The organism is Agromyces sp. 3263 (assembly GCF_031456545.1).
Taxonomy (GTDB): domain Bacteria; phylum Actinomycetota; class Actinomycetes; order Actinomycetales; family Microbacteriaceae; genus Agromyces.
Genome location: NZ_JAVDUV010000002.1, coordinates 211838 through 236771 on the forward strand (window position 1 = coordinate 211838; position 24934 = coordinate 236771).

Consider the following 24934-nt stretch of genomic DNA (forward strand, 5'->3'; position numbering starts at 1 on the left):
TCGCGTGCGCTCTGGCCCGCGTTCGTCATGTGGTGCGGTCTCGCGCCCGCAGGTTCCGCCGGTTCTCTTCTATGTCCGCTCTGCGACTTCTATCAGGCGGGCTGCTCGTCTTCCTACTCTTGCCTTCGGCTCATGAGGAGGCCGACGGAACGAGCCGTCGGTCGACCGAGCGGATTCTCGAAGGAGCGAACACGCAATGGCGCGTAACCCGAAGCAGACGGCGAGCGAGGCGGACGGCGTCACCTACCGTCGCGCCAAGACGTGGGAAATCGCCCTCTCCCAGATGAACAACGGCTCGGCGATGATCTTCTACGTCCTCGTCGGCCTCATGAGCTACCTGCAGAACGTCGGCTACGGCATCGCGGTCGCCGCGGCGGGGCTCATCCTCACGCTCACTCGCGTCTTCGACGGACTGATCGACCCGCTGCTCGCGCTGATCATCGAGAAGGTCAACTTCCGGTTCGGCAAGCTGCGCTTCTTCATGCTCGGTGGTTGGGTGATCCGATCCCTTGCGATCCTGTTGCTCTTCGTCTGGGCCCCCGACAGTGGGTTCGGCGCCGTGTTCTTCATCGCGATCTACGTCGTCTACATCATCGGATCCTCGATGAACGACATCGCCGGGCAGATGACCGGACCGGTGCTCACCAACGACCCTCGGCAGCGGCCGTCCGTGCAGGTGTGGGCTACCGTCTACGCGTACTTCGTGCCCGCGATCTTCTCGATCCTCTCGACGTTGGTCTTCCTGCCGCGCCACGGCAACCAGTTCACGGTCGAGATGCTGAGCGAGACCGCGCTCACCTACGTGGCCTGCTCGCTGGTGTTCCAGATCCTCGCCTGCGTCGGCGTCTCCCGCATCGACAAGCCCGAGAACTTCGCCCACGTCTCGGTCGACCGCGCCAAGGCCGACGTTTCGATGCGGGACATGTGGAACCTGCTGACGAAGAACGGGCCGTTCCAGCGCTTCCTGATCAGCGGCGCTTCCGACAAGCTGGCCCAGGTGGTGAAGTCGCAGGCCGTCATCGGGACGCTCATGTGGGGCATCCTGCTCGGCAACATGCAGCTCGGATCGGTGCTCGGCCTCATCGCGATCCTCCCGGGAATCGTGTTCGCGATCTTCGGTTCGCGCTATACAGGCAAGCACGGCTCGAAGGCCGCCACCATCACGTGGACGTGGCTCTGCCTGATCCTCGCCGTGGTCCTGACCGTGTTCTGCCTGGTGGTCGACATGGGGTCCATCCTCGGCAACCTGGGGCTCACGATCGGATTCTTCCTCGTGTACCTGCTGCTGAACGGCTCGTCCATGGTGGTCACCGTCGCGGCGGGCGCCATGCGGGCCGACGTCATCGACTACGAGCTCGACCGCTCGGGAAAGTTCCTGCCGGCCACGGTCACGGCGACGTACAACATCGTCGATCAGATCATCTCGTCGCTCGGGGCGGCGCTCGCCCTCGGCGCCGTCGCGCTGATCGGGTTCACCGCGGTGATGCCCCAGCCCACTGACAGCCCGTCAACGGCGATCCTGCTGATGAGCCTCGCGTTGTTCTTCGGCCTGCCGATCCTCGGCTGGGCGATCTCGCTGATCGCCATGCGCGGCTACAAGCTCGACCGAACCGAGATGATCGAGGTGCAGAAGCGCGTCGCCGAGAAGAAGGAAGCGCTGCAGGCAGCGGACATGGCAAGCGAGGGCGTGCTCGCCTGACGAGCGCCGATCTCGAGGGCCGCGGATCGCAGATCGGCGGCCCTCGAGCGCGTCAGCTCGTGTGAGCCTCGCGATAGGCGGTCGGCGTCAGACCGTGCGCCTCTCGGAACACCTTCACGAAGTAGTTCGCGTCGTCGTAGCCGACGAACAGCGCGATATCGCGCACGCTCTGCGTCGTCGTGGCGAGCAGTCGGGCGGCGCGCTCGGCTCGCTGCCGGGCTGTGTACGCGACGATGGTCATGCCGGTCGCCGACTTGAAGCGGCGCGCGAGCGTGGATGCGGACACGCCGAGCCGGTCCGCGAGCTCGGTCGTCGAGACATGGCGGCTGAGATGGAGGTCGATCTCGTCGGCGACGCGACGCACCAGCGGGGGATAGTCCCGCTGGTTGTGACGTCGGACGTACCGGCAGAATTCCGTGACCATCTGCGAGGTGAAGGAGGCGGAACGTTTCGGGTCAGAAGAATGGCCGATGCGGTGCAGTCGCTGCGCATACTCCTGTGAGATCGCATCGACGGTCACCGGCGGCAGCCCGCCGCGCTGCGCCGCGACTCGGGCCATGATCCGCAGGATGGTCGTGCCGAGGAACGGCGTGTTCAGGTAGCTGATCGTCTGCGGCATCCGTCCCATGCGTTGCAAGGCGGAGAGCGCTCGTTCGGATGAGCCCTCCTCGACCGCGTCCATGAACTCGCGTTCGAGTCGGTACCGCTCTTCGATCACGGTGAACGCGGCAGATTGCAGAGCGTCCCCGACCCCGGGGGCGATCGTCCCGCCCTCGGCCTCGACCTCGCGGAGGCTGCCGAGGCGGTCCTCGCCGCCGCCCGCGCGGAGCAGGCCGGCAGCGCCGCGGTACACGTACTCGGCGTCGACGATCGCATACCTGGTGCGGTAGAGCTTGTACATCGGCAGGTGGGCGCTGGGAATGCCCAACCGGCTCATGGCCTCTTCGGCGACCCCCGGATGCATGGGCTCATGCGTGTACGGGCCAATGACGAGCAGGCGGTCGTCCCAGCGAACGAGCGCGATCGCCATCCCGAGCGGCTCCCGGATCTCGTGCACGACCTGCTGATCCATGTCGCCCACGAACCGCCGGAGCACCGACGCGGTGAACGCGGGCTGGATGCGTGGGTCGAGGCAATGCGCCGACTCGAACGCATCGAGCGCCGGTGCGATGTCCCTCGTGAGCTCGATCGGGCAGCTCAGGACCTCGGCGATCGCGGCCGCGATGGGCTCGAGTGCATCGTGCGAACGTGATTGCGTCGTCGTCATCGAAGAGCCCCGGTGGTGTGAATCGCAGGTGGTGCCGAATCAGTTCTGATCATGCGTGACCAGTTCTATCATGCCGGTGATTCGCTTCGTATCGTGGGTCGGGCCCCAGCCGGCGTGCGCCGGCGCACACTGGTGCGAAGGAGACTCCCATGACGCCGCCCCCTGCCCCTCTCGCCCGTCGGGTCACATCGATCCACGACGGTTGGGCGTTCGCTCCCGTCGAACTGCCCGTGGGGTCGAGTTGGGACGAGATCGCGGCTGCGGGTGAGCAGGTCGTGCTGCCGCACACCTGGAACGCGATCGACGGCCAGGCCGGCGGCGAGTACCGTCGCGGCCGCTCGACGTATGCACGCGTGATCGAGGCCGACGGGTCCGGTGTCGTGACCTGGGTCGAGTTCGCGGGCGTGAACTCGTCGGCCGAGGTGTACCTGGACGGACGCCTCCTCACGACTCACGATGGTGGCTACTCGACCTTCCGCGTGAACCTGACGGATGGGCTCGGGGACCGATCGGGAACGCTCGTCGTGATCGTGGACAACACGAAGAACGAGCGGGTGTACCCGCAGCAGGCCGACTTCACCTTCTACGGCGGCATCTACCGCGAGGTGCGCCAGATCACCGTCGGGCCCGAACACTTCGACCTCGCCGGCAACGGCGGCCCCGGCCTGATCGTCACCGCGGAACTGGACGGCGATCGCGCCGAGGTCACGCTCAGCGCGGCGGTGGTCACGACCTCCGGCGGATCTGCGACCGGCGTGCGCTTCGCCATTGACGGCGAAGCGACCGTGATCGCGCCTCTCATCGACGGCGAGGCGAACTCGACGCTTTCGATCGAGCACGTTCACCGTTGGCACGGCCTGCGCGACCCGCACCTCTATACCGCCCGAGCCGCACTGCTCGTTGGCGACAGGGTGCTCGACGAGGTCGAGCTGCGCTTCGGCTGCCGCGAGTTCGAGACCGACCCGCAGCGCGGCTTCCTGCTGAACGGCGAGGAATACCCGCTGCGCGGCGTCTCACGTCATCAGGACTTCGAGGGCGTCGGCAACGCCATCACGGAGGAGAACAAGCAGCGGGATCTCGCGCTCCTCCGAGAGCTCGGCGCCACCACGGTGCGACTCGCGCACTACCAGCACGACCAGCGCTTCTACGACCTCTGCGACGAGGCGGGTCTGGTGGTCTGGGCGGAGATCCCGCAGATCACCGTGTTCCTGCCCGGCGCGACCGACAACGCCCGCGATCAGCTCACCGAGCTGATCGTGCAGAACCGCCATCACGCGAGCATCATCTCCTGGGGCCTGTCGAACGAGATCACCCTCGCCGGATCCGGCGAGGACGTGGTCGCCGCCCACCGCGAGTTGAACGACCTCGCTCACGCGCTGGATCCGACCCGCTTGACCGCTATGGCGAACCTGTTCCTCCTCGAGACCGACCACCCGCTGGTCCGCCTGCCCGACGTCATGTCGTACAACCTCTACTTCGGTTGGTACGTCGGCGAGGTCGCCGACAACGACACCTGGCTCGACGACTTCCATGCGGCCTACCCCGAGATCGCGATCGGGCTCGCAGAGTACGGGGCGGATGCGAACGCGCAGTTCCAGTCGGCCGCTCCCGAGAAGGGGGACTACACCGAGGGGTACCAGGCGTCGTACCACGAGCACATGGTCGGCATGATCGAGGCACGGCCGTGGCTATGGGCCACGCATGTGTGGAACCTCGCGGACTTCGGGTCCGCCGGTCGTGACGAGGGCGGCGCTGCGGGCCGCAACCAGAAGGGGCTCGTCTCGTTCGACCGATCGCTGAAGAAGGACGCCTTCTACCTGTACAAGGCGGCGTGGTCGAGCGAGCCGTTCGTGCATGTCGCGGGTCGTCGTCGCGCCGAACGGGCGGAGGATGTCACCGAGGTGATCGTGTACTCCAACCAGGAACGCGTGGCATTGTCGGTCGACGGCGTCGAGATCGGCGTGGCCGATGGTCGGCGCGCCTTCCGCTTCCAGGTTGCCCTGAGCGGCGAGCACGAGGTGACCGCTCGCGCCGGCGACCTCGCCGACACGATCGTGCTGCGCCGGGTGGACGAGGTTCCCGCGGCGAGCGTCCTGCCCACGACGACCGTCGCCAACTGGTTCGACGAGGCCGAGCTGCCGAACCCCGCCGGCTTCTTCTCGGTCCGTGACTCGCTCGGAGACATCAAGCAGTCCGAAGACGGTGCCCACGTCATCGCCTCGGTGATGGAGGCCCTCGCGACCACCCGCGGCGAGGTCGGCCAAGGTGTCGAGATCCCCCCGGCGATGCAGGCCATCGTCGACCGCATGAGCGTGGAGAAGCTCATCAAGCAGGCGGGCGGCATGTCAATCGAGACCGTCGCGGCGCTGAACGCCCGGCTCAACCTCATCGCCAAATGACCGCGCCGCGCCGCGATCCAGCCCGCCTGTTGCCGGCTGATCCTTCGACGCGGGCCGTCGCCGCCGAACTGTACGAACGCGTCGCCGAGAGCCCGATCATCTCGCCGCACGGGCACGTGCCGCCCTCATTGCTGCTGCGCGATGAGCCGTACGCCGATCCGGTGTCCCTCCTCGTCGCCGGAGATCACTACGTGACCCGGATGCTGCACGCCGGAGGCGTCGACCTGGCCGACCTGGTCGTCGACGCGTTGGCCGGGCGGGACGCGCGGACGGTATGGCGCAGGCTCGCCGCGAACTGGCACCGGTTCGCCGGCACAGCCTCGGGGTACTGGATCGAGGAAGAGCTCGACGGAGTCTTCGGAATCACGACGGCACTCGGCCCGGACACGGCGGATGCGGTCTTCGACGAGATCGCGGCCGCGCTGGTGCGACCGGAGTTCCGCCCACGGGCGCTGTTCGAACGGTTCGGAATCGAGTTCCTCGCAACGACGGACGACCCCTTGGACGACCTGGCGGCGCACGCCCTGCTCGCGACATCCGATCTGCCGGGCCGAGTGGCGCCGACCTTCCGGCCCGATCGGTACCTCGACCCCGACGCGGTCGAGTTCGCGGACAACGTCGAGCGGCTGCTGTCCGCGACATGTCGGCCGGGCGACTTCGCCGGCTACCTCAGTGCCCTTGAGGAGCGCCGCGCGCACTTCATCGGGCATGGCGCCGTGTCGACCGATCACGGCGTCGAAGAGCTGTTCACCTGCGACGTGGACGCGGGGGAGGGCGAGCGCCTGTTCCGGGCGGTCGTCGCCGGCACCGCGAGCGCTGCCGAGCGACGCGCGTTCCGCGGACACATGCTCGTGCAGATGGCGCGGATGAGCGTGGACGACGGGCTGGTCATGACGATCCATCCGGGCGTGCTCCGGAACCACTCGTCGGCGACGTACGCCAGGTTCGGCGCGGACACCGGGCACGACATCCCGGTCGCAACCGAGTTCACGCGAGGCATCCGGCCGCTTCTTGAGAAATACGGGCTCGAGCGGGACTTCCACCTCGTGCTCTTCGCGATCGACGAATCCACGTACTCGCGCGAACTCGCGCCTCTCGCCGGGTTCTACCCGAGCGTGTACCTGGGTGCACCGTGGTGGTTCCTCGACGCGCCCGACGCGATCGCCCGACACCGCGCCGCCGTGACCGAGACCGCGGGCTTCTACCGCTCGAGCGGGTTCATCGACGACACGCGGGCATTCCTGTCGATCCCGGCACGTCACGACACGGCACGACGGGTCGACGCCGGGTTCCTCGCGCGTCTGGTCGTCGAGGGCCGGGTGCGTATGGATGCCGCGGAGCGCATCATCGACGACCTGGTCGACGCCATTCCCCGAGAGGTCTTCAAGCTGTGACCGCCACCACGACAGCTCACGCCGACGTGCGCCTGTCACGTGCCGCGGCAGGGGTGCCGGCTCCGCCGGAACGGATCGTGCACTTGGGTCTCGGCGCATTCCACCGCGCGCACCAGGCCTGGTATACGGCGCATGCGGCCGATGCCGACGAGTGGGGGATCGCCGCGTTCACCGGTCGCAGCCGCGAACTCGTCGACCGGCTCGGCCCGCAGGACGGCCTGTACACGCTCGTGGAGCGCGGCGCGGACGGCGACCGGTTCGAGCTGATTCCATCGATCGTGCGCGTCGAAGCCGGCGACGACGTGCCCGGGTTCGTCACGGCCGTCGCCGACGCTCAGGTCGCGATCCTCACGCTCACGATCACCGAGGCCGGCTACCGGCTCTCTGCCGACGGTACCCCGGATCTCGAGGATGAGGCCGTGCAATCCGACGTCGAACTGCTTCGGAACGCGCTCAGGCACACCGCCCCTGGCGACACGACAGACGCCGTCCGGCCCGCGACCGCCCTGGGCCGGGTTCTGCTGGCCCTTGACGCCAGGCGCCGCGCCGACGCGGGCCCGATCGCCCTGGTGCCCTGCGACAACCTGCCCGACAACGGCGGGCTCCTGGGACGCGCGCTGGCCGACCTCGCCGGCCGGACATCACCCGACCTCGCCGCCTGGTTGGGGGCGTCGGTCTCGGTCGTCTCGACCTCGATCGACCGCATCACGCCAGCGATCGACGCCGTAGCCGAGTCGCACGCCGTCCTCGGGGCCACCGGATGGCTCGACGCAGCGCCGGTCGTGACCGAGCCGTTCTCCGACTGGGTGCTCGAGGGCGACTTCCCCGCCGGCCGCCCGGACTGGGAATCCGCGGGCGCCCGGTTCGTGGACGAGATCGCCCCGTGGGAGAACCGCAAGCTCTGGATGCTGAACGGCGCCCACACCGTGCTCGCGACCTTCGGCCAGACCCGCGGCCACACCGTCGTCTCGGCCGCGATCGAGGACCCGGTCTGCGGCGACCTCGTCGAAGCGCTCTGGGACGACGACGCCCGGCAGCTGCCCGCGTTCGACCTCGCCGACTACCGGGCCGCGCTCCTCGAACGGTTCCGCAACCCCCGCATCGAGCACCGTCTCGCGCAGATCGCGCAGGACTCGACCACCAAGATGCGGTTGCGCATCGTGCCCGTCGCGCTCGGCCAACTCGCGTCCGGGCACGAGGCGCCCGGTTGCGCCGCCGCGATCGCCGCGTGGATGCTCGGCGTGCGCGCCGGGTGGGCACCAGTCCCGGACGGCGTCGATCAGGCCGCGATCGCCGACCTCGATGCATCCGCCCGGCACACCCTGCTCGCCGCATTGAATGCACGCCTCGCGGATGACGCCGGCTTCGCCGCACACGTCGCCGACGCGGTCACCGCGCTCGAGACATCCTGACCCCGGAAACCCGCCTACCCACGATCCACGGAGCAAGACCATGAGCATGATCATCGACCAGGCTGAGGTCATCGTCACCAGCCCCGACCGCAACTTCGTCACGTTGAAGCTGACGACCGACGACGGTCTGACCGGTTTGGGTGACGCGACGCTGAACGGGCGCGAGCTCGCGGTCGTCGCGTACCTGAGCGAACACGTCGTGCCGCTGCTGATCGGGTCGGATGCCGCGAAGATCGAGGACACCTGGCAGTTCCTCTACCGTTCGGCGTACTGGCGGCGCGGACCGGTCACGATGGCCGCGGTCGCCGCCGTCGACATGGCGCTGTGGGACATCAAGGGCAAGGCCGCCGGCATGCCGGTGTACCAGTTGCTCGGTGGCGCCTCGAGGAACGGGCTGATGGCGTACGGGCACGCGTCTGGCAAGGAACTCCCCGAACTGTTCGACTCCATCCGCTCGCATCAGGAACAGGGTTATCGCGCGATCCGCGTGCAGACGGGCGTGCCGACGCTGAAGGCGATCTACGGCATCGCTGCACAGGGCGCCGACGTCGGCGACGCATCCGTGCGATACGACCATGAGCCGGCACGCCGCGGAGCCAAGCCGGTCGAGGAGGACTGGGATACGCGGGCCTATCTGAACCACTTGCCCGGCGTGTTCGAGGCAGTCCGCAACGAGTTCGGTCCGGACATCCCGCTGCTGCACGACGGGCACCACCGCATGACGCCGATCCAGGCCGCCCGCCTCGGGAAGGACCTCGAGCCGTACGACCTGTTCTGGCTCGAGGACTGCACCCCGGCCGAGAACCAGGAGGCCCTGCGCCTCGTACGCCAGCACACCACGACACCTCTCGCGATCGGCGAGATCTTCAACACGGTATGGGACTTCAAGGACCTCATCCGCGACCAGCTCATCGACTACGTCCGAGGCGCGGTCACCCACATGGGCGGCATCTCTCCGCTGAAGAAGACGCTCGAGTACGCCGCGATGTACCAGATCAAGTCCGGCATGCACGGCCCGACCGACATCTCCCCGGTCGGCATGGCCGCAGCCATGCACCTCGGGCTGTCGATCCACAACTTCGGTATCCAGGAGTACATGCGCCACGGCGCGAAGACCGACCTGGTGTTCGAGCAGTCCTTCACCTGGACCGACGGCTACCTGCACCCAGGTGACAAGCCCGGTCTCGGCGTCGCACTCAACATCGACGAAGCGGGGAAGTACCCGTACGAGCAGGCCTACCTGCCGTACAACCGTCTCCTCGACGGCACCGTTCATGACTGGTGACCGATGACCGGCGCGACCTCGTCGGCGGCGTCGACTGATGCCGACGACACCTTCGAACGCGCGGCGGAGACGAAGGCGCTCAAGGTGATCCTCACGGCGTGATCCCGTTGCCTGCGGGAGACGCGGACTTCGGGGGCCGATCGCGGCATGCCATCGCGCGTTCCGCCGCCCGCGGAGACATCATCCGAACCGCATGATTCGGCCGACCACCGAAGTACGTATCGTGGAGCCCTGTCGTCATGGACGGCGAATGGGGGAAGACATGAATCCTGATCGTCACGCACGCACGATGCTGCCGATTCCCGACCGTCCGTCGCCGGGGCTGACGACGTACGACGCGAAGGATCCCGAGACCGCGTACCCGCCGATCGAGCCGCTGCTCCCGCCCGAGGGGGCGCCGAACGTGCTCATCGTCCTCCTCGACGACGTGGGCTTCGGCGCCTCGAGCGCGTTCGGCGGCCCGTGCGAGACACCGAACGCCGAACGCCTCGCGGCCGGCGGCCTGAAGTACAACCGCTTCCACACGACCGCACTCTGTGCGCCGACCCGCCAGGCGATGCTGACCGGCCGCAACCACCACTCGGTCGGCATGGGCAGCATCACCGAGACCGCGACCTCGGCGCCCGGCAACAGCTCGCTCCGTCCGAATACCAAGGCCCCGCTGGCGATGACGCTCAAGTTGAACGGGTACTCGACGGCGCAGTTCGGCAAGTGCCACGAGGTCCCGGTGTGGCAGTCGTCTCCCATGGGGCCGTTCGATGCCTGGCCCTCGGCCGGCGGCGGGTTCGAGACGTTCTATGGCTTCATCGGCGGGGAGAACAACCAGTGGGAGCCCGCGCTCTACGACGGCACGACCCCGGTCGAGCCGCCGATGACGGCGGAGGAGGGGTACCACCTCACGGAAGATCTCGCCGATCACGCGGTCAGCTGGATCCGCACGCAGAAGGCCCTGATGCCAGACAAGCCGTTCTTCGTCTACTTCGCACCTGGCGCGACGCATGCGCCGCACCACGTCCCGACGGAGAGGGCCGACAAGTACAAGGGGAAGTTCGCCGACGGCTGGGATGTGCAGCGCGAGAAGACCTTCGCACGCCAGCAGGCGCTCGGGGTCATCCCGGCTGATGCCCAGCTCACCCCACGACACGACGAGATTCCCGCTTGGGATGACATGCCCGCCGAGCTGAAGCCGGTGCTCGAGCGGCAGATGGAGGTCTACGCCGGCTTCCTCGAGCACACCGACTTCCACGTCGGGCGCGTACTGGACGCGATCGAGGACCTCGGCGTGCTCGAGAACACCCTCGTCTACTACATCATCGGCGACAACGGGGCATCCGCCGAGGGCACGGTGAACGGCGCCTTCAACGAGATGGCGAACTTCAACGGGATGGCGGCGCTCGAGACGCCGGAGTTCATGGCCTCGAAGATCGACGAGCTGGGCACGCCGAGCTCGTACAACCACTACGCAGTGGGCTGGGCGTGGGCGATGAACTCCCCGCTGCAGTGGACGAAGCAGGTCGCGTCGCACTGGGGCGGCACCCGCAACGGCACGATCGTGCACTGGCCGAAGGGGATCGACGAGCAGGGCGGCTTGCGCACCCAGTTCACGCACTGCATCGACGTCGCGCCGACCATCCTCGAGGCGGCCGGCCTGCCCGAACCGACGACGGTCAACGGCGTGCAGCAGTCGCCCATGGAGGGCACCTCCATGCTCTATTCCTTCAACGAGCCCGACACGCCGGAACGGCACGACCTGCAGTACTTCGAGATGTTCGGTAACCGGGGCGTGTACTTCAAGGGGTGGAGCGCAGTGACCAAGCACCGCACCCCGTGGCAGATGGTCGGCGGCGTCGTGCCGGCGTTCGACGACGACGTCTGGGAGCTCTACGACGGCAGCGTCGACTTCAGCCAGGCACGGAACCTCGCGTCCGAGCAGCCGGATCGGCTTCACGAGCTGCAGCGGCTCTGGCTGATCGAGGCGGTCAAGTACAACGTGCTGCCCATCGACGACCGCACGGCCGAGCGGCTGAACCCGGAGCTGGCTGGGCGGCCGACCCTCATCCGTGGGAGTTCCCAGGTGCTCTACGCGGGCATGGGGCGGCTTTCCGAGAGCAGCGTCGTGAGCATCAAGAACAAGTCCTTCTCGGTGACGGCGGAGATCGACGTGCCCGAGGGCGGAGCCGAGGGCGTGATCATCGCGCAAGGCGGCCGCTTCGGGGGATGGAGCGTCTTCGTGAGCGGCGGGAGGGTCAAATTCGTCTACAACGTGCTCGGCATCCAGTCGTTCACGACGGAGGCCGAGTCGCAGATCCCGGCCGGTCGGCATCAAGTGCGAATGGAGTTCGCCTATGACGGCGGCGGGCTCGCGAAGGGCGGCGATGTCACGCTGTATCACGACGGGGAGCAGGTCGGCGCGGGCCGGGTCGGCGCGACGCAGCCGCTGATCTTCTCCGCGGATGAGACGACCGACGTCGGCTACGAATCCGGCACCGCCGTCAGTCCCGACTACACCCCACAATCCAGCCGCTTCACCGGCAAGATCCACTGGGTGAAGATCGACACGGGCGCCGACGACCACGAGCACCTCATCGACCCCGAGGAACGACTCCGCGTCGCCATGGCCCGACAATGACCTCCACGCGCAGACCGGGCCCCGATCGGCCGAGCTGAAGGCACGGGCCGAGATCCATCGGTCGCGGGTTCACGTCCCGTCCGCCCGACGGTGGAACAGCGCGGCGGGCGGCACTGCGGGCCTTCCGCGGCGCCCGTAACCGTCAGTTCCCGGTGGACGTCGTCGACCACATGCCGGCCGAGCCGAGAACCCGCTCGGGGTGGATGCGGATGACGACCCGGCTCGGATTCTCACGTGGCTGCCGGTAGCGCGCGGCGTAGAGGCGAACCGCGAGGTCGACGGACCGAGGGTCGCGCTCGACGACGGCGCGGCCGGCGATGCTGAGCCATTCGGGCCCCGACACCTGCGCGACGGTGGCGCGGTGGTCGCGCTCGACATTGCGGACCTTCTGGCTGCCACCGCTGGTGATGATGCGGACGACACCGTCGACGTAGGTGAAGCCGACCGCCACCACGTGCAGCTCACCCCGGGGCCCGATCGTCGAGAGCGTCGCGAGGTGCCGCTCGGTCACCAACTGCAGGCCCCGCTGGGTGAGGGAGCGGGAAGCGATCAGCGGGCCATCCGGTGCGGCGTCCATACGATCGATGGTAGGCGCCGCGAGGTGACGCCCAGGGCCAGCACGGGCTTCCGCATCCTGGACCGGCGCAAGAGGAGTCGGCGGCTCAGGAACGACGGTTCCGAGCCGCCGACGACATTGCGGGAGCTGCGTCAGGCGCTCAGTCGCCGCAGATGCCTCTGGCGGTCGCGTTCTTGCCCTGGCCGCCGAGTGCCTGGACGACGTCTCCGACGTTCGTGAACCCGAGGGCGCCCTCGGTGTTGATGGTCTTGTGCACCTGGCCGAAACAGGCAGCGTCGGCGGGCGCAGCGTGGGCGGTGCCGGCGACGCCGAACGTGGCGAGCGCGACGATGAATCCGGTGGCGAGAATGCGCTTCATTGGACTTTCCCTTCTGTCGGCGGGTGCGGGATCACCCGACACTATGTACTTCGCTTCCTTTCGCGGCTTTGGATGCAGCTCCTCACCTGATTTTCGAACTCCATACGAGTGCATCCGATTCGGGCTGGGCGGCCGAAGTAGGTGGTGAAGGCGACTCGCTGCCCCGCCTACGGGCTGACCTGGAGGGAACCATGAAGAAGATCCTCGCTGCCGCCATCGGCACCGGAGCGCTCGTCGTGCTCGGTGCCGTCGCACCCGCGAACGCCGCCGACGCGCCGGCCACGCTCTCCGTGCTGCACGGGGTGCCCGGCCTCACGGTCGACGTGTACGTCAACAACGAACTCAAGCTCGACGACTTCGAGCCTGGCAACCTCGGCGGTCCGCTCGAGCTGCCCGCGGGCACCTACACCGTCGCCATCACCGCGTCGGATGCCACGGACGCATCGTCTCCCGCGATCGGGCCGGTCGACCTCCCGCTGGAGTCGGGCAAGAACTACACCGCCGTCGCCCACCTCACCGAGGCGGGGGAGCCGACCGCGACGCTCTTCACGAACGACATCTCGCAGATCGCGCCCGGCGAGGGCCGGCTGACCGTGCGCCACGTCGCGGCAGCACCCGCGGTCGACGTGCTCGCCGGCGGGGCCCCCGTCATCACGAACCTGACGAACCCGAACGAGCAGATCCTCACCCTGCCGGCGGCTGTCGTCTCGGCGTCCGTCGCGGCTGCCGGGACGACCACCCCCGTCATCGGCCCGGCCGACGTCGACGTCGCCGAAGGGACGAACACGATCGTCTACGCGTGGGGCAGCCTGGACGACGCCAACCTGGCCCTCGCGGTCCAGCCCATCGGCGGGCTTCACTCGACGCCCGACGGCGTGCCCGCCGGTGTCGCGGGGCTCGCGGCCACCAACGCGCCGGGGTCGGGAGCCGTCGGATGGCTGGTCACGGCAGCGGCACTCCTCGCGGGGGCCGTCCTCGGTCTCGCCGCGCTTCGTGGGCGCCGTGCCGCGGAGGACCGGCGCTGACCCCGCCGAAGCGGATCATGGCTGCGACCAGGGCGGGTGTCTCCCTGGTCGCGGCCACCACCGTGCTCTCGGCCCTGTGCGCCTGCGTCGGAGGGTCGGGCGCGGAACCGATACCGGCGTCGTCAGCCGCGACCACCGCTCCCGAGCTCACCGTTCGCTCGTCGCCCCCGCCGCCGGCGGTGCCGGCGGTGCCGCGCAGGTCGGCAGCGCTCGAGGACAATCGGACCATCGCGCCGCCGGCGCCGAACCGGATCGAGATCGCCGACCTCGGTATCGACGTCACCGTGCGACCGGTCGGTCTCGACGACCAGGGCCGTATGGGGCTGTTCGACGATCCGTCGATCGCCGCCTGGTACCAGTGGGGGCCGGCTCCGGCCAGCGCCACCGGCTCGACGGTGATCGCCGCCCACGTCGACTCCCTCGAGTACGACCTGCTCCCGTTCGCGCGCCTGAAGGATGCGCCGGCGGGCACGCAGATCATCGTGACGGATGCCGCCGGCACGCGTCATCCGTACGCCGTGCAGTCCGTGCAGGTCGTCGAGAAGGCCGACGTCGACTGGAACGCCGCCTTCGACCGCGCCGGTCCACCGCGACTCACGCTCGTGACGTGCGGCGGTGAGTTCGACTACGAGAACCGCCACTACCTCAGCAATCTCGTGCTGACCGCCACCCCGGCGGAGTGACGTGGAGGATCGATATGCTGGTCGAAGCACGGCAGGGCATGGTCGCCACCCCGGTGCGCGCAACAACTCCCGAGGTGCGGCCCCGACGATCGCGAAGAGGTGAGCGTCAGCTGGGCGAGGCAGTTGCTCCCGGATCGGTCGACGATCACGCCCTCGCGGCCGCCTTCGCCGCCGGCGACGAATGGGCGCTTCGCGAGGCGTACGCCCGCTGGTCGCCGCTCGTGTTCCGGCTGGCCCTGCGGTCACTCGGCGACCGCACCGACGCCGAGGACGTGACGCAGCAGGTGTTCATCTCCGCCTGGCGCACGCGATCGGGCTTCGACGACTCCCGCTCTGCGCTCAGCGCCTGGATCGTCGGGATCACCCGCCACCGCATCGCTGACGCGCACGAGGCGCGGTCGCGCGCGCGGCGACTCGAGGACGCGCTCGTGGCCGAGGCATCCGCTCGGCCCGAGGTCGTCGACGACGTCGCCGACCGGGTGATGGTCGCCGAGGAGCTCGACCGGCTGGAGCCGGTCCCTCGACGCGTCATGCAACTCGCCTTCTACGACCAGCTCAGCCACTCGCAGATCGCCGAGACGCTGGGACTGCCGGTGGGTACGGTGAAGAGTCACGTGCGACGGAGCCTCACCAGGTTGAGGACGCGATGGGAGGTGGACGATGGGCCACATCGAGCCTGACGACCTCGCAACCCTCGCACTCGACGGCGTACGCCCCGAGGGCGACACCCGCGCGCACCTCGACACCTGCGACGCGTGCCGCGCGGAGTACGAGGCGCTGGCGCGCACGGTCGAGCTCGGCCGGACCGGCGCGCCGCGACGTGGGCTCCAAGCACCGCCGTCGTCGGTGTGGGCGGCCATCCACGAGGAGCTGTCGCTCGCACCCGAGCTCGCGGCCGACCCGCTCGCTGCCGACGCAGTCGCTGAGGACGCCCTCGCGCCCGCGCCCCCGGAACCGATCGCGGCTCCGCCGACCGACGCGACTCGACCCGCGGAGGAGCCGCCGACCGCAACGGTCACGCCGCTCCGCGGAAGACGGGCGCAGCGCTGGTGGCCCGTGGCCGCGGCGGCCGCCGCAGTGGGCATCGTGGCGGGGATCGCCATCGGCGCCGGCGTGAGCGGAGGGTTCGGAACCCGGCCAACGCCCCAGACGGTCGTGGCCACCGCCGCGCTCGACGCCTTTCCCGGCTGGTCGGCCACCGGCTCGGCGAAGTTGGAGGAGGACGATGACGGCGTCAGGTCGATCGTCGTCGACCTCGACGCCGAGGTTCCGTCGACCGACGTGCGCGAGGTCTGGCTGATCCGGTCCGACGCCTCGGGGCTCGTGAGCCTCGGACTGCTCGAAGGCGCGACGGGCCGCTTCGTGGTGCCCGACGGCATCGACCTCGACGAGTTCACCCTGGTCGACGTCTCGGCCGAACCCGTCGACGGCGACCCGGCGCACTCGGGCGATTCCATCGTGCGCGGTGAGCTGCGGCGAATCTGAGCCCATCCGACGGATGACCCGAGTGGTGCGGTGGATCCGGGCGAGGGGTGACGCCGCGTCGTCGATCGTCGTCACTCGTGTTCGGGCAGCCGCGGCGACGACCAGCCCGGGTCGAGGCCGAGTTGCGCAGCTCGCGCGACCGACGCCGTGCCGAATCGATCGCGTACGGCGTCCAGCACCGTGTCGAGGCGCACGCCGTCGTCCCAGTCGATGGGCAGCTCCGGCTGGAGGCTGTCGGCGCGCGCCAGCTGCGACAGCGAGATTCCGATCAGCGTGATGCCGCGCTCAGCGATCTCGGGCTGCGCCCCGGCGAGGAGCCCTCGCGCGATGGGGAGCAGCACGGCGGTGCGGTCGGACGCGGAGCCGAGGGTGCGCGACCGCGTGGCCTTCGCGAAGTCCCCGTAGCGAAGGCGCAGCACGACCGTGCGACACACCCGGTCCCCATCGCGGAGGCGACGGGCGAGGCGATCGACGATCTGGGTGAGGATGACGTCCAGTTCGTCGGGCGAGCGCGGGCGGCTGCCGAGCGCGCGTTGAGAACCGATGGAGCCACGGCGCCGTGTGGTGTCGACCGGGCGCGGGTCCCGGAGCCGGGCCAGCGCGTGCAGGTGCGCTCCCGTCGCCTTGCCGAGCAGCTTCTCGGCGGTCGCCGCTTCGAGTTCTGCCAGTTGCCCGACGGTACGGATGCCGAGCCGATGCAGCTTCTCCGCGGTGACTGCACCGACCCCCCACAAGCGTTCCACTGGCAGCGGGAGCAGGAACTCCTGCTCCCGCTCAGGTTCGACGACCAAGAGCCCATCGGGCTTGCTGACCGCGCTCGCCACCTTCGCGAGGAACTTCGTCCGCGCGATCCCCACCGAGATGGCCAATCCGGCCTCCGCACGGACCCGCTCGCGCAATCGCACCGCGATCTGCTCGGGCGTGCCCGAGATGCGTCGGAGCCCCCCGACTTCAAGGAACGCCTCGTCGATGGAAAGACCCTCCACGAGCGGCGTCGTGTCCCGGAAGATCGCGAACACGGCTCGACTGGCCGCGGAATACGCGTCCATGCGTGGCGGAACGACCACCGCATCGGGGCAGAGCTCGCGCGCCTGCCGGCCGCCCATCGCGGTGCGCACTCCACGGGCCTTCGCCTCGTAACTCGCCGCCAGCACGACACCGCCGCCGACGATGACCGGCCTGCCGCGCAGCTCGGGCGCGTCACGCTGTTCGACCGAGGCGTAGAACGCGTCGAGATCCGCGTGCAACACGGTCGCTGCGCCGCGCATCCTGCCCTCCCACTGATCGTCCGTCCTGCCGATGGTCGCACGCCCCGGCGACACGGGGACGCTCAGTCCCTGCAAGCCGACTCCGTCACACGGCGGGCTCCGCCTGCGCCGACGCGACGCTCAGGGCGATCAACTGCTCGAGCGCGTCGTCGGGGATCTCGACGCCGGGGAATCGCGCGAACTGGCCCATCGGCATCGACTCGACCATCTTCAGCGCGTTCCCGTTCGCCTCGGCGGCCGCCTGCTGCTCGGGCGTCCCGTTCGCCATCATGCCCTGCATGAGTGCGGGTCCGACGATCGGGTGGCTGAACCACTCCTTCACCGTCGAAACGAGGCTGAGCGGTGCCGGGCGGTCGACATCGCCGACGAGGGGGAGTTCGCGCACGTCGATGATGTCGGTCGCCGAACGGCCGAGTTCGACGCGATAGGTGCCCGGGTCCACCCGCCAGCGCGAGCCGCGCACATCCCAGTGGGCGAAGGCGCGACGTTCGAGTTCGAGCGTCACGGTCACCGCCTCGCCAGGCTCGAGCGAGACCTTCGCGAACGCGCCCAGCTCCCGAACCGGCCTGCGCACGTCCGAGGGAGCGGGCGCGACGTACAGCTGCACGACCTCCGCTCCGGCCACCGCTCCGGTGTTCCGCACCGTCACCCGTGCGACCGCCGTGTCATGGCCGGTCGTCTCGACCTCGAAGGACTCGACTCCGAACGTCGTGTAGCTGAGCCCGTGTCCGAACGGGTAGCGCACCGCCCGCTGGGCACTCGTGTAGTACCGGTACCCGACGAAGACTCCCTCGCCGTGCCGCACGATCTGCTGTTCGCCGGGGAAGTTCAGGTACGACGGGGTGTCGGTGAGTGCGAGTGGGATCGTCTCGGCGAGCCTTCCCGAGGGATTCGTCGAGCCGGTCAGCACGTCGGCGAGGGCGCTGCCGACGGCCTGCCCGAGCGCCCAACCCTCGACGATGGCCTCGACGCGGTCGTGCCACGGCTCGAGCGTGACCACGCCGCCGTTCGAGAGGACCACGACGGTGCGCGCTGCGACCTCGGCGACCGCCTCGATGAGCGCGGTGTGGGCGGCGGGCAGGTCGAGGTGCTCGCGGTCGAACCCCTCCGACTGGTCCTCCTCGTACAACCCGACGAACACGACGGCGACATCGACGGATGCCGCGGCACCCCGCGCCTCGTCCAGCATCGCGTCGGTCGCCGCCTCCGTCGCACCCTTCGCGTACCCGGCCGCGAACGTCACGCGCTCGTCCCCGAGTGCCCGTCGCAGCTCGTCGAGCGGCACGTCGACCCGGGTCGGGTTCACGTGCGAACTGCCCCCGCCCTGGTACTGCGGCTGGACGGCGAGCTCCCCGATGACGGCGATGTGCTGATCCGCCCGAAGCGGCAGCGTCTCGCGCTCGTTGCGGAGCAGCACGACGGATGCCGCGGCCGACCGGCGGGCGAGCGCGTGGTGTGCGTCGGCGTCGAAGCCCGCTGGCCCGGTCGTCGGAGCCGTGCGCTCGGCGAGCCCCCGCAGCCGCTCGACACTCGTCTCCACGACCGAGCGGTCGAGCCGACCATCGCGAACCGCCTGGAGGATCGCCTCGGTTCCCTCGTCGCCGGTGCCGGGCATCTCGAGGTCGAGACCGGCGGCGAGCGCGTCGACCCGGTCCTTGATCGCGCCCCAGTCCGACACGACGAGGCCGTCGAAGCCCCACTCGTCTCGCAGCAGTCCAGTGAGCAACCAACGGTTCTCCGACGAGAACACACCGTTGATCGCGTTGTACGCGCTCATCACCGAGGTCGGCGCCGCTTCCTTCACGACACGCTCGAACGCGGGCAGGTAGATCTCGCGAAGCGTACGGTCATCGACCTCGGCGCTCACGCGCATGCGTTCGGTCTCCTGGCTGTTGACGGCGAAATGCTTCACCGACGTGCCGACGCCGGTGCTCTGCACCCCGCGCACGTACTCGACGGCGAGCGCGCCGGTGAGGCGCGGATCCTCTGAGAAGTACTCGAAGGTGCGTCCGCCGAGGGGGGACCGCTTGATGTTGATCGCCGGCCCGAGCAGCACGTCGACGTCGAGCGCGCGCGCCTCACGGCCGAGGGCCTCGCCGACTTCGCGAACGAGCGCGGGATCCCAGCTCGAGGCGATCCCGGCGCCGGGCGGGAAGCACGTCGATGGCAGGCTCTGGTTGAAGCCGAGGTTGTCGGCGGTGCCCGCCTGCCTGCGGACGCCATGCGGGCCGTCGACGAGCACGAGCGAGCGGATGCCGCCGCCCTCACGTGTCGACCAGAAGTCGCGTCCACTGAGCAGCGCGGCCTGTGCCTCGAGGGTCCGCCGGTCGTCATCGCCTGCCGGCTCGTGGTCGCGATCACGGATGTCGGTCATGCGAGGGCTCCTTCGGCGTTCGAGTGGGTGACGGCGTGCTCGAGGTCGGCGCGGAGTTCATCGGAGGCGCCCGGGATGTAGCCGAGCACGATGTCGAGGCTCATCGCTGCCGCCTCGGGGGCGGTCCCGTCGATGGGGATGCCGGGCAGGTGCTTGGCGAACACCTCGGTGACGTCGCGCCAGACGACCGGGTCGGCGGCCAGCACGTTCAGCATGGTGTCCATGGAGTACTCGGGCCGGTCGACCGTCGGCAGTTCGTACCGCCATGAGTGGGTGCCGGCGCCGACCGTCGCGGTCGCGGCATCCGGATGCAACGGGAGCTCCACGTCGGCCACGACGCCGGCCGGCACCGCGACGTCGAGCGTCACGTCGGCACCGTCGACGCGCCACGCGACAGCGATCTGTCCGTGCACTGTGTCGTGCCGCGTGTTCGCCGACACGAGGCCGCCACCCGGCTTCGGAGCGATCCGCACGCGTCGGTAGCCCGGCTCGATCGCCTCGATGCCGCCGACGACGCGGTGCAGCCATGACGCGACCGCGCCGAGCGCGTAGTGGTTGAGCGAGGTCATCCCCGAGGGATTGATGGTCCCGTCGGGCCGGATCGAATCCCAGCGCTCCCAGATCGTGGTCGCGCCCATGGTCACGGGGTAGAGGAACGACGGGCAGCGCGTCTCCATGAGCAGTGCGTACGCCTCGTCGAGGTGGCCCGTGCTCGAGAGCGCATCGGTCACGAGCGGGGTGCCGGCGAATCCGGTCGAGATGGTGAACCCCGCCTTGGCGACCAGCCTGGCGAGCAGGTCGCCGGCGTGCTCGCGCTGTTCCTGCTCGAGCAGGTCGAACACGATCGCGAGCGCGTACGCGGTGGCGGACTCGTTCACGATGCGGCCGGCTTCGGTCACATACTCTCGACGGAACGCGGCCCGCACCCGGTCGGCGAGCGCCGTGAAGTGCGCGGCATCCGCCTCCTCACCGAGCAGTGCGGCGGCGTGGGCCAGCTCGCGGGTGGTCTTGCAGAGGTACGCGGATGCGACGAGGTGGCGGTCGGTCTTGCCGCCTGCGGGATTGTCGATCGGCGCATCGGGGTCGAGCCAGTCGCCGTACTGGAACCCGGTCGACCACAGGCCGTACGCATCCAGCGAGGGTTCGACGCTGCGGATGAACGACGTCATCGACGGATACGCCCGGCGCAGGATCTCGAGATCGCCGTACTCCCGGTACAGCGCCCAGGGCAGGCTCACCGCGACGTCCGACCACAGTGCGGTCGGTGACGAGGGTGTGGAGAGCACGTCGGGCACGACCCACGGCACGAAGCCCTTCTCCTGCTGCTCGGCCGCGAGGTCGTCGAGCCAGGAGCCCAGCACGCCGCGCACGTCGTACAGGAAGGCCGCCGTCGGCGCGAACGCGTTCAGGTCGCCGGTCCAGCCGAGGCGCTCGTCGCGCTGCGGGCAGTCGGTCGGCACACCCACGAAGTTGTCGCGCATCGACCACACGGCGTTCTCGTGCAGGCGGTTCACGAGCTCGTTGGAGGTCTCGAACCAACCGGTGCGGGTCATGTCGCTGTGCACGACGACCGCGCGGACGTCCTCGGCGGAGACGTCGCCCGGCCAGCCGTCGACCTCGACGTATCGGAACCCGTGGAACGTGAACCGCGGCTCGAACGTCTCGCCGCCGCCGCCGCGCGCGACGTACACGTCGGTCGCCTTCGCGGTGCGCAGCGTCTCGAAGTCGAGCTCACCGTCGGTGAGGGTCTCCGCGTGTCGAATGGTGATGGTGTCACCGGGTGCCGCGTGCACGGTGAAGCGCACCCAGCCCGAGATGTTCTGGCCGAAGTCGATGACCGTGCGGCCGCTCGGGCTGGTCGTGATCGACACCGGCGCGAGTTCCTCGATCCGCCGGATCGGTTCCGCAGTCGGCTCGAACAGGGCTTCAGCGGGCCACTCGAAGGGTTCGACCGGTGACCAGTCGCCGTCATCGAATCCGGTGTCGCTCCAGCCCTCGGGCTCGAGCCGGGCATCGACCACTTCGCCGTCGTAGAGGCTCGACGACCGGATCGCGCCGGTCGACGAGCGGAACGCGGCATCCGTCACCACCGTCTCGACGCGGTCGGGGTACTCGAGCACGAGCTCGGCCCACAGGGCGGGTCGGTCGCCGTAGTGATTGCGCCGGTTCTCCCAGCCCAGACGTCCGAGCGCCCACCCCTCGCCGACGATCGCGCCGACGACGTTCTCGCCCTCGTGAACCAACGGGGTGACGTCGTGGCTCGAGATCGCGAGACGGTGCCGATACGAGGTCCACCCCGGCGCGAGCACCTCGTCGCCCACGCGAGTGCCGTTGATCCACGCCTCCACGAGGCCGATCGCGGTGATGCGGAGGGTGGCCCGCCGCAGGCCGGCGGATGCCGCGAACGGGCGTCGGAAGTAGGGGGCCGGGTCGCCCTCACGCCCGCTCTCGAAGGCCGGCGTGATGAAGGTGGCGTCAGGCATGGTCGATCTCCTCGACTGGTCGGGGCGGGGGTCTGCTCAGCGGACGGACTTGATGCGAAGGATGACGAGCCCACCGAGCAGGACGAATGCGGCGGCGAGGAAGAACAGCAGCGAGTAGTTCTTCGCGTCGCCGGTCACCCCGATCACGAGGATTCCCGAGGCGATGAAGGGGGCGGCTGCCTGGGGGATGGACGTGGCGAAGCCGGTGATGCCCATGAATCGCCCGGCGTCCGTCTCCTTCTCGGGCAGCACGTCGAGAAGCAGCGCCATGTCGACGGCGGCGAAGAGACCGATGCCCAGCGAGACGACCAGCGATCCGGCGAACAGGAACGGAAGATCCGACGAGAGGGCCATCGTGACCATGCCGACCGCCATGATCGCACCGCCGATGACCAGGAACACCTTCCGCCGGCGGAAGCGGTCGGACATGAAGCCGCCGCCGATCGCTCCGGCTGTGGTCGCGAGCACGCCCACCGCACCGAGTGTGCCGATGACCCCGGAGACGTCGGTGATGGAGAGGCCGAGGCGATCGGCGAAGAAGAACGCGGTGAAGGTGGTGTTCAGGGTGAGGCCGAAGTAGAAGAGGAAGCGCCCGAGCCAGTTCCACGAGAAGTCCGGGAAGCGGCGCGGGTTGTAGACGTACTTGCCTAGCACGCCGGCGAAGCCGATGCGTTCGAGCGGGAGCGCGCGACTGTCGTCCTCGTGGACGAGGGTGACGAAGAGCGTGACGAGGACGACCCCTACCGTGCCCGGAACGAGGAACAGCAACAGCGGATCGCCGGTGAGGCCCATGGTGGCGATCACCCCGATCACCGGGGCGACCTGGGTCGCGAAGCCGGTGAGGCCCGCCACCTTTCCGCGCTGGGACTCGGGCAGCCGGTCGGCGGTGGAGTTCTGCAGGTTGCCGAGCACCGTTCCCCAGCCCCACTGGGCCAGGATCCACCCGGCGCCGAGCACGAGCACCGAGGGAGCCAGCGCCATGACGACCAGCGAGAGCACGCCCACGATCATCCCGCCGATCATGAACGGACGGCGCCGACCGAGGCGGGAGCGGGTGCGGTCGCTCCAGATCCCCATGAACGGGGCCGTGAGCATCACCCAGAGTGCACCCGCTCCGGTGATGTATCCGAGGTACTCCTGGTTGTCCGGTGCCAGCTCACCGAGTCGCACCGCCAGCGAGATCGCGATCGGCGTGATGAACGCCATGAACACGCCGAACTGGGCGAGGACCATCAGCCAGATGTACCTGGGACCCACTTCGGGAAGGCCGGGCGCGGGCTCGACGGCTTCGGCGATCGCCTCGGGGTCGACCGTCGTGGTGGGGAGCGGGTACGCCACCGGCGTGATGGTCGGCTCGTTCTCGCGCTCGTTCGGGTTCATCGGGACTCCGTTGTCGTGTGGTCGGGGCGTCAACTAGCGCGTGCTAGCGAATGCGGTCGATGCTACATTAGGCGACTAGAGCGCGCAAGCGATCGCGCCATGAAAGGCGAGGATGTCCGATACCAGCACCACGCGCAGGGTCACGGCGGCCGACATCGCCCGTTCTCTCGGCATCTCCCGCGCCACCGTCGGGTTCGTGCTGAACGACACGCCGGGCCAGACGATCTCGGAAGGGACACGCCTGCGGGTCATCGAGGAGGCGAAGCGTCTCGGCTACCGGCCTCACTCGGCGGCCCGTGCGCTCGCGAGCGGGCGGACGCACCTCATCCTGATGGTGCTGCCCGACTGGCCGCTCGACTTCACCCTCCGCCGCAACATCGAAGAGGCCTCACTCGCGCTCGACGAGGCCGGCTACTCGCTCATCACCTACACACCCCATCCGACCGGGGCCGCTCGCCCCCTGTGGGAGACGCTGGAACCCGACGTGGTGATGTCGCTGACCGGGTTCGCGCCCGACCAGGTCGCGTCGATCCGCGCCGCCGGCATCTCGGCGATCATCCCCGACCCCGATGCGTCCGAGGACCGGGCGTATGTCGAGGACGGGCCGCGCCTGCAGGCCGAGCATCTCGTCGCGCTCGGCCACCGCCGCATCGCGTTCGCCGGCTCCAGGGACCCCCGCATCGCCGACCTCGTCAGCACCCGACGCGCGACGTTCCAGCGCGCGGCCGCCGGGCTCGGCATCGAGCCGGTGCTCACCGCCGATTTCGACTACGCGGATGCCGCAGTGCCCGAGCTCATCGCCCACTGGCGAGACGCCGGGGTCACGGCGGTTGCCGCCTACAACGACGACATCGCCGCGACGACGCTGGGCGCCGCCCTCCGGCTGGGACTTCGAGTTCCCGACGAGCTCGCCGTCATCGGCTACGACGACACCCCGCTCGCGACCATGATCGAGCCCCAGCTCTCCACGGTGCGCATCGACACGGCGGGGCTGGGGCGCTTCTCGGCCGCGCTCGCGATCAGCGCCGCCACGGGCCGACCCGCGCCCGAGGTCGGCCCGGAGTTCACCTCCGAGCTCATCGTGCGGGCATCGACCCGAGCGCCCACGAACGGCGGGCCCGTGCACTGACCTGCCCCTGCCTGCGGGCGTGCAGCCCCCGGCCGCGCATCCGATGCAACTCAGGGTGAGCCCCTCCCAGGAGATGTCCGGGCGACC

General features: G+C 69.3%; 18 protein-coding genes. 11 read left to right on the forward strand and 7 right to left on the reverse strand.

The window, feature by feature from the left end:
- The first annotated feature begins 196 nt into the window (after nucleotides 1-196).
- The gene (locus J2X63_RS14195) at nucleotides 197-1699 is read left to right on the forward strand and encodes an MFS transporter (protein WP_309978367.1); all 1503 of its coding nucleotides are present in this window, start codon (nucleotides 197-199) and stop codon (nucleotides 1697-1699) included.
- Between the two features lie 52 nt (nucleotides 1700-1751).
- On the opposite strand, the gene J2X63_RS14200 is transcribed toward J2X63_RS14195, so the two are convergent.
- A complete protein-coding gene (locus J2X63_RS14200; protein ID WP_309978369.1) occupies nucleotides 1752-2966 on the reverse strand; it encodes an AraC family transcriptional regulator in 1215 nt (404 codons plus the stop codon).
- Nucleotides 2967-3115: 149 nt separating this feature from the next.
- On the opposite strand from J2X63_RS14200, the gene J2X63_RS14205 reads away from it, so the two are divergent.
- The 5 genes from J2X63_RS14205 to J2X63_RS14225 all read left to right on the forward strand — a co-directional run bounded on the left by J2X63_RS14205 (nucleotide 3116) and on the right by J2X63_RS14225 (nucleotide 12085).
- On the forward strand, nucleotides 3116-5365 hold the full coding sequence (locus tag J2X63_RS14205) for a glycoside hydrolase family 2 TIM barrel-domain containing protein (RefSeq protein WP_309978371.1): 2250 nt from the start codon (nucleotides 3116-3118) through the stop codon (nucleotides 5363-5365).
- The gene (uxaC, locus tag J2X63_RS14210; RefSeq protein ID WP_309978373.1) at nucleotides 5362-6759 is read left to right on the forward strand and encodes a glucuronate isomerase; all 1398 of its coding nucleotides are present in this window, start codon (nucleotides 5362-5364) and stop codon (nucleotides 6757-6759) included. Before J2X63_RS14205 ends, uxaC begins: the two co-directional genes overlap by 4 nt.
- 53 nt (nucleotides 6760-6812) lie before the next feature.
- On the forward strand, nucleotides 6813-8171 hold the full coding sequence (locus tag J2X63_RS14215) for a mannitol dehydrogenase family protein (RefSeq protein WP_396133178.1): 1359 nt from the start codon (nucleotides 6813-6815) through the stop codon (nucleotides 8169-8171).
- A gap of 46 nt (nucleotides 8172-8217) precedes the next feature.
- Nucleotides 8218-9456 carry a D-mannonate dehydratase ManD gene (gene manD, locus J2X63_RS14220; protein ID WP_309980149.1) on the forward strand — a complete coding sequence of 413 codons (1239 nt, stop codon included), beginning with the start codon at nucleotides 8218-8220 and terminating at the stop codon, nucleotides 9454-9456.
- Between the two features lie 262 nt (nucleotides 9457-9718).
- Entirely contained in the window at nucleotides 9719-12085 is a 2367-nt protein-coding gene (locus tag J2X63_RS14225) for an arylsulfatase (RefSeq protein ID WP_309978376.1), read from the forward strand.
- A gap of 142 nt (nucleotides 12086-12227) precedes the next feature.
- Here the strand turns inward: J2X63_RS14225 and J2X63_RS14230 are convergent, their stop codons facing one another.
- Complete coding sequence (locus J2X63_RS14230) at nucleotides 12228-12662, reverse strand: TIGR03618 family F420-dependent PPOX class oxidoreductase (protein WP_309978378.1); 435 nt, start codon at nucleotides 12660-12662, stop codon at nucleotides 12228-12230.
- A 139-nt stretch (nucleotides 12663-12801) separates the two neighbouring features.
- Nucleotides 12802-13020: a hypothetical protein gene (locus J2X63_RS14235; RefSeq protein ID WP_309978380.1), complete on the reverse strand. Its 219-nt coding sequence runs from the start codon at nucleotides 13018-13020 to the stop codon at nucleotides 12802-12804.
- Nucleotides 13021-13211: 191 nt separating this feature from the next.
- Between J2X63_RS14235 and J2X63_RS14240 the strand changes: the two genes are divergently transcribed.
- The 4 genes from J2X63_RS14240 to J2X63_RS14255 are packed head-to-tail and all read left to right on the forward strand — an operon-like array spanning nucleotide 13212 to nucleotide 16213.
- Nucleotides 13212-14045 (forward strand): DUF4397 domain-containing protein, encoded by an 834-nt coding sequence (locus J2X63_RS14240; protein ID WP_309978382.1) that lies wholly within the window; start codon nucleotides 13212-13214, stop codon nucleotides 14043-14045.
- A 17-nt stretch (nucleotides 14046-14062) separates the two neighbouring features.
- Nucleotides 14063-14728 carry a class F sortase gene (locus J2X63_RS14245; protein ID WP_309978384.1) on the forward strand — a complete coding sequence of 222 codons (666 nt, stop codon included), beginning with the start codon at nucleotides 14063-14065 and terminating at the stop codon, nucleotides 14726-14728.
- 14 nt (nucleotides 14729-14742) lie between these two features.
- Nucleotides 14743-15408, forward strand: coding sequence for a sigma-70 family RNA polymerase sigma factor (locus tag J2X63_RS14250; RefSeq protein WP_309978386.1), 666 nt, complete (start codon nucleotides 14743-14745; stop codon nucleotides 15406-15408).
- The gene (locus J2X63_RS14255; protein WP_309978388.1) at nucleotides 15389-16213 is read left to right on the forward strand and encodes an anti-sigma factor; all 825 of its coding nucleotides are present in this window, start codon (nucleotides 15389-15391) and stop codon (nucleotides 16211-16213) included. The genes J2X63_RS14250 and J2X63_RS14255 overlap by 20 nt, the downstream gene beginning before the upstream one ends.
- A gap of 71 nt (nucleotides 16214-16284) precedes the next feature.
- On the opposite strand, the gene dinB is transcribed toward J2X63_RS14255, so the two are convergent.
- The 4 genes from dinB to J2X63_RS14275 all read right to left on the reverse strand — a co-directional run bounded on the left by dinB (nucleotide 16285) and on the right by J2X63_RS14275 (nucleotide 23718).
- Nucleotides 16285-17481: a DNA polymerase IV gene (gene dinB / locus J2X63_RS14260; RefSeq protein WP_309978390.1), complete on the reverse strand. Its 1197-nt coding sequence runs from the start codon at nucleotides 17479-17481 to the stop codon at nucleotides 16285-16287.
- Nucleotides 17482-17566: 85 nt separating this feature from the next.
- The gene (locus J2X63_RS14265; protein WP_309978392.1) at nucleotides 17567-19855 is read right to left on the reverse strand and encodes a glycoside hydrolase family 3 C-terminal domain-containing protein; all 2289 of its coding nucleotides are present in this window, start codon (nucleotides 19853-19855) and stop codon (nucleotides 17567-17569) included.
- On the reverse strand, nucleotides 19852-22338 hold the full coding sequence (locus J2X63_RS14270) for a family 78 glycoside hydrolase catalytic domain (protein WP_309978394.1): 2487 nt from the start codon (nucleotides 22336-22338) through the stop codon (nucleotides 19852-19854). The genes J2X63_RS14265 and J2X63_RS14270 overlap by 4 nt, the downstream gene beginning before the upstream one ends.
- Nucleotides 22339-22374: 36 nt before the next feature.
- The gene (locus J2X63_RS14275) at nucleotides 22375-23718 is read right to left on the reverse strand and encodes an MFS transporter (protein WP_309978397.1); all 1344 of its coding nucleotides are present in this window, start codon (nucleotides 23716-23718) and stop codon (nucleotides 22375-22377) included.
- A gap of 112 nt (nucleotides 23719-23830) precedes the next feature.
- On the opposite strand from J2X63_RS14275, the gene J2X63_RS14280 reads away from it, so the two are divergent.
- Complete coding sequence (locus J2X63_RS14280) at nucleotides 23831-24847, forward strand: LacI family DNA-binding transcriptional regulator (protein ID WP_309978399.1); 1017 nt, start codon at nucleotides 23831-23833, stop codon at nucleotides 24845-24847.
- Nucleotides 24848-24934 lie beyond the last annotated feature (87 nt).

What these genes read in the sequence shown, in the direction of transcription:
- J2X63_RS14195 (WP_309978367.1), top strand. Translation starts at nt 197, where the DNA reads ATGGCGCGTAACCCGAAGCAGACGGCGAGCGAGGCGGACGGCGTCACC.
- J2X63_RS14200 (WP_309978369.1), bottom strand. Translation starts at nt 2,966, where the DNA reads ATGACGACGACGCAATCACGTTCGCACGATGCACTCGAGCCCATCGCG.
- J2X63_RS14205 (WP_309978371.1), top strand. Translation starts at nt 3,116, where the DNA reads ATGACGCCGCCCCCTGCCCCTCTCGCCCGTCGGGTCACATCGATCCAC.
- uxaC (WP_309978373.1), top strand. Translation starts at nt 5,362, where the DNA reads ATGACCGCGCCGCGCCGCGATCCAGCCCGCCTGTTGCCGGCTGATCCT.
- manD (WP_309980149.1), top strand. Translation starts at nt 8,218, where the DNA reads ATGATCATCGACCAGGCTGAGGTCATCGTCACCAGCCCCGACCGCAAC.
- J2X63_RS14225 (WP_309978376.1), top strand. Translation starts at nt 9,719, where the DNA reads ATGAATCCTGATCGTCACGCACGCACGATGCTGCCGATTCCCGACCGT.
- J2X63_RS14230 (WP_309978378.1), bottom strand. Translation starts at nt 12,662, where the DNA reads ATGGACGCCGCACCGGATGGCCCGCTGATCGCTTCCCGCTCCCTCACC.
- J2X63_RS14235 (WP_309978380.1), bottom strand. Translation starts at nt 13,020, where the DNA reads ATGAAGCGCATTCTCGCCACCGGATTCATCGTCGCGCTCGCCACGTTC.
- J2X63_RS14240 (WP_309978382.1), top strand. Translation starts at nt 13,212, where the DNA reads ATGAAGAAGATCCTCGCTGCCGCCATCGGCACCGGAGCGCTCGTCGTG.
- J2X63_RS14245 (WP_309978384.1), top strand. Translation starts at nt 14,063, where the DNA reads ATGGCTGCGACCAGGGCGGGTGTCTCCCTGGTCGCGGCCACCACCGTG.
- J2X63_RS14250 (WP_309978386.1), top strand. Translation starts at nt 14,743, where the DNA reads ATGCTGGTCGAAGCACGGCAGGGCATGGTCGCCACCCCGGTGCGCGCA.
- J2X63_RS14255 (WP_309978388.1), top strand. Translation starts at nt 15,389, where the DNA reads ATGGGCCACATCGAGCCTGACGACCTCGCAACCCTCGCACTCGACGGC.
- dinB (WP_309978390.1), bottom strand. Translation starts at nt 17,481, where the DNA reads ATGCGCGGCGCAGCGACCGTGTTGCACGCGGATCTCGACGCGTTCTAC.
- J2X63_RS14265 (WP_309978392.1), bottom strand. Translation starts at nt 19,855, where the DNA reads ATGACCGACATCCGTGATCGCGACCACGAGCCGGCAGGCGATGACGAC.
- J2X63_RS14270 (WP_309978394.1), bottom strand. Translation starts at nt 22,338, where the DNA reads ATGCCTGACGCCACCTTCATCACGCCGGCCTTCGAGAGCGGGCGTGAG.
- J2X63_RS14275 (WP_309978397.1), bottom strand. Translation starts at nt 23,718, where the DNA reads ATGAACCCGAACGAGCGCGAGAACGAGCCGACCATCACGCCGGTGGCG.
- J2X63_RS14280 (WP_309978399.1), top strand. Translation starts at nt 23,831, where the DNA reads ATGTCCGATACCAGCACCACGCGCAGGGTCACGGCGGCCGACATCGCC.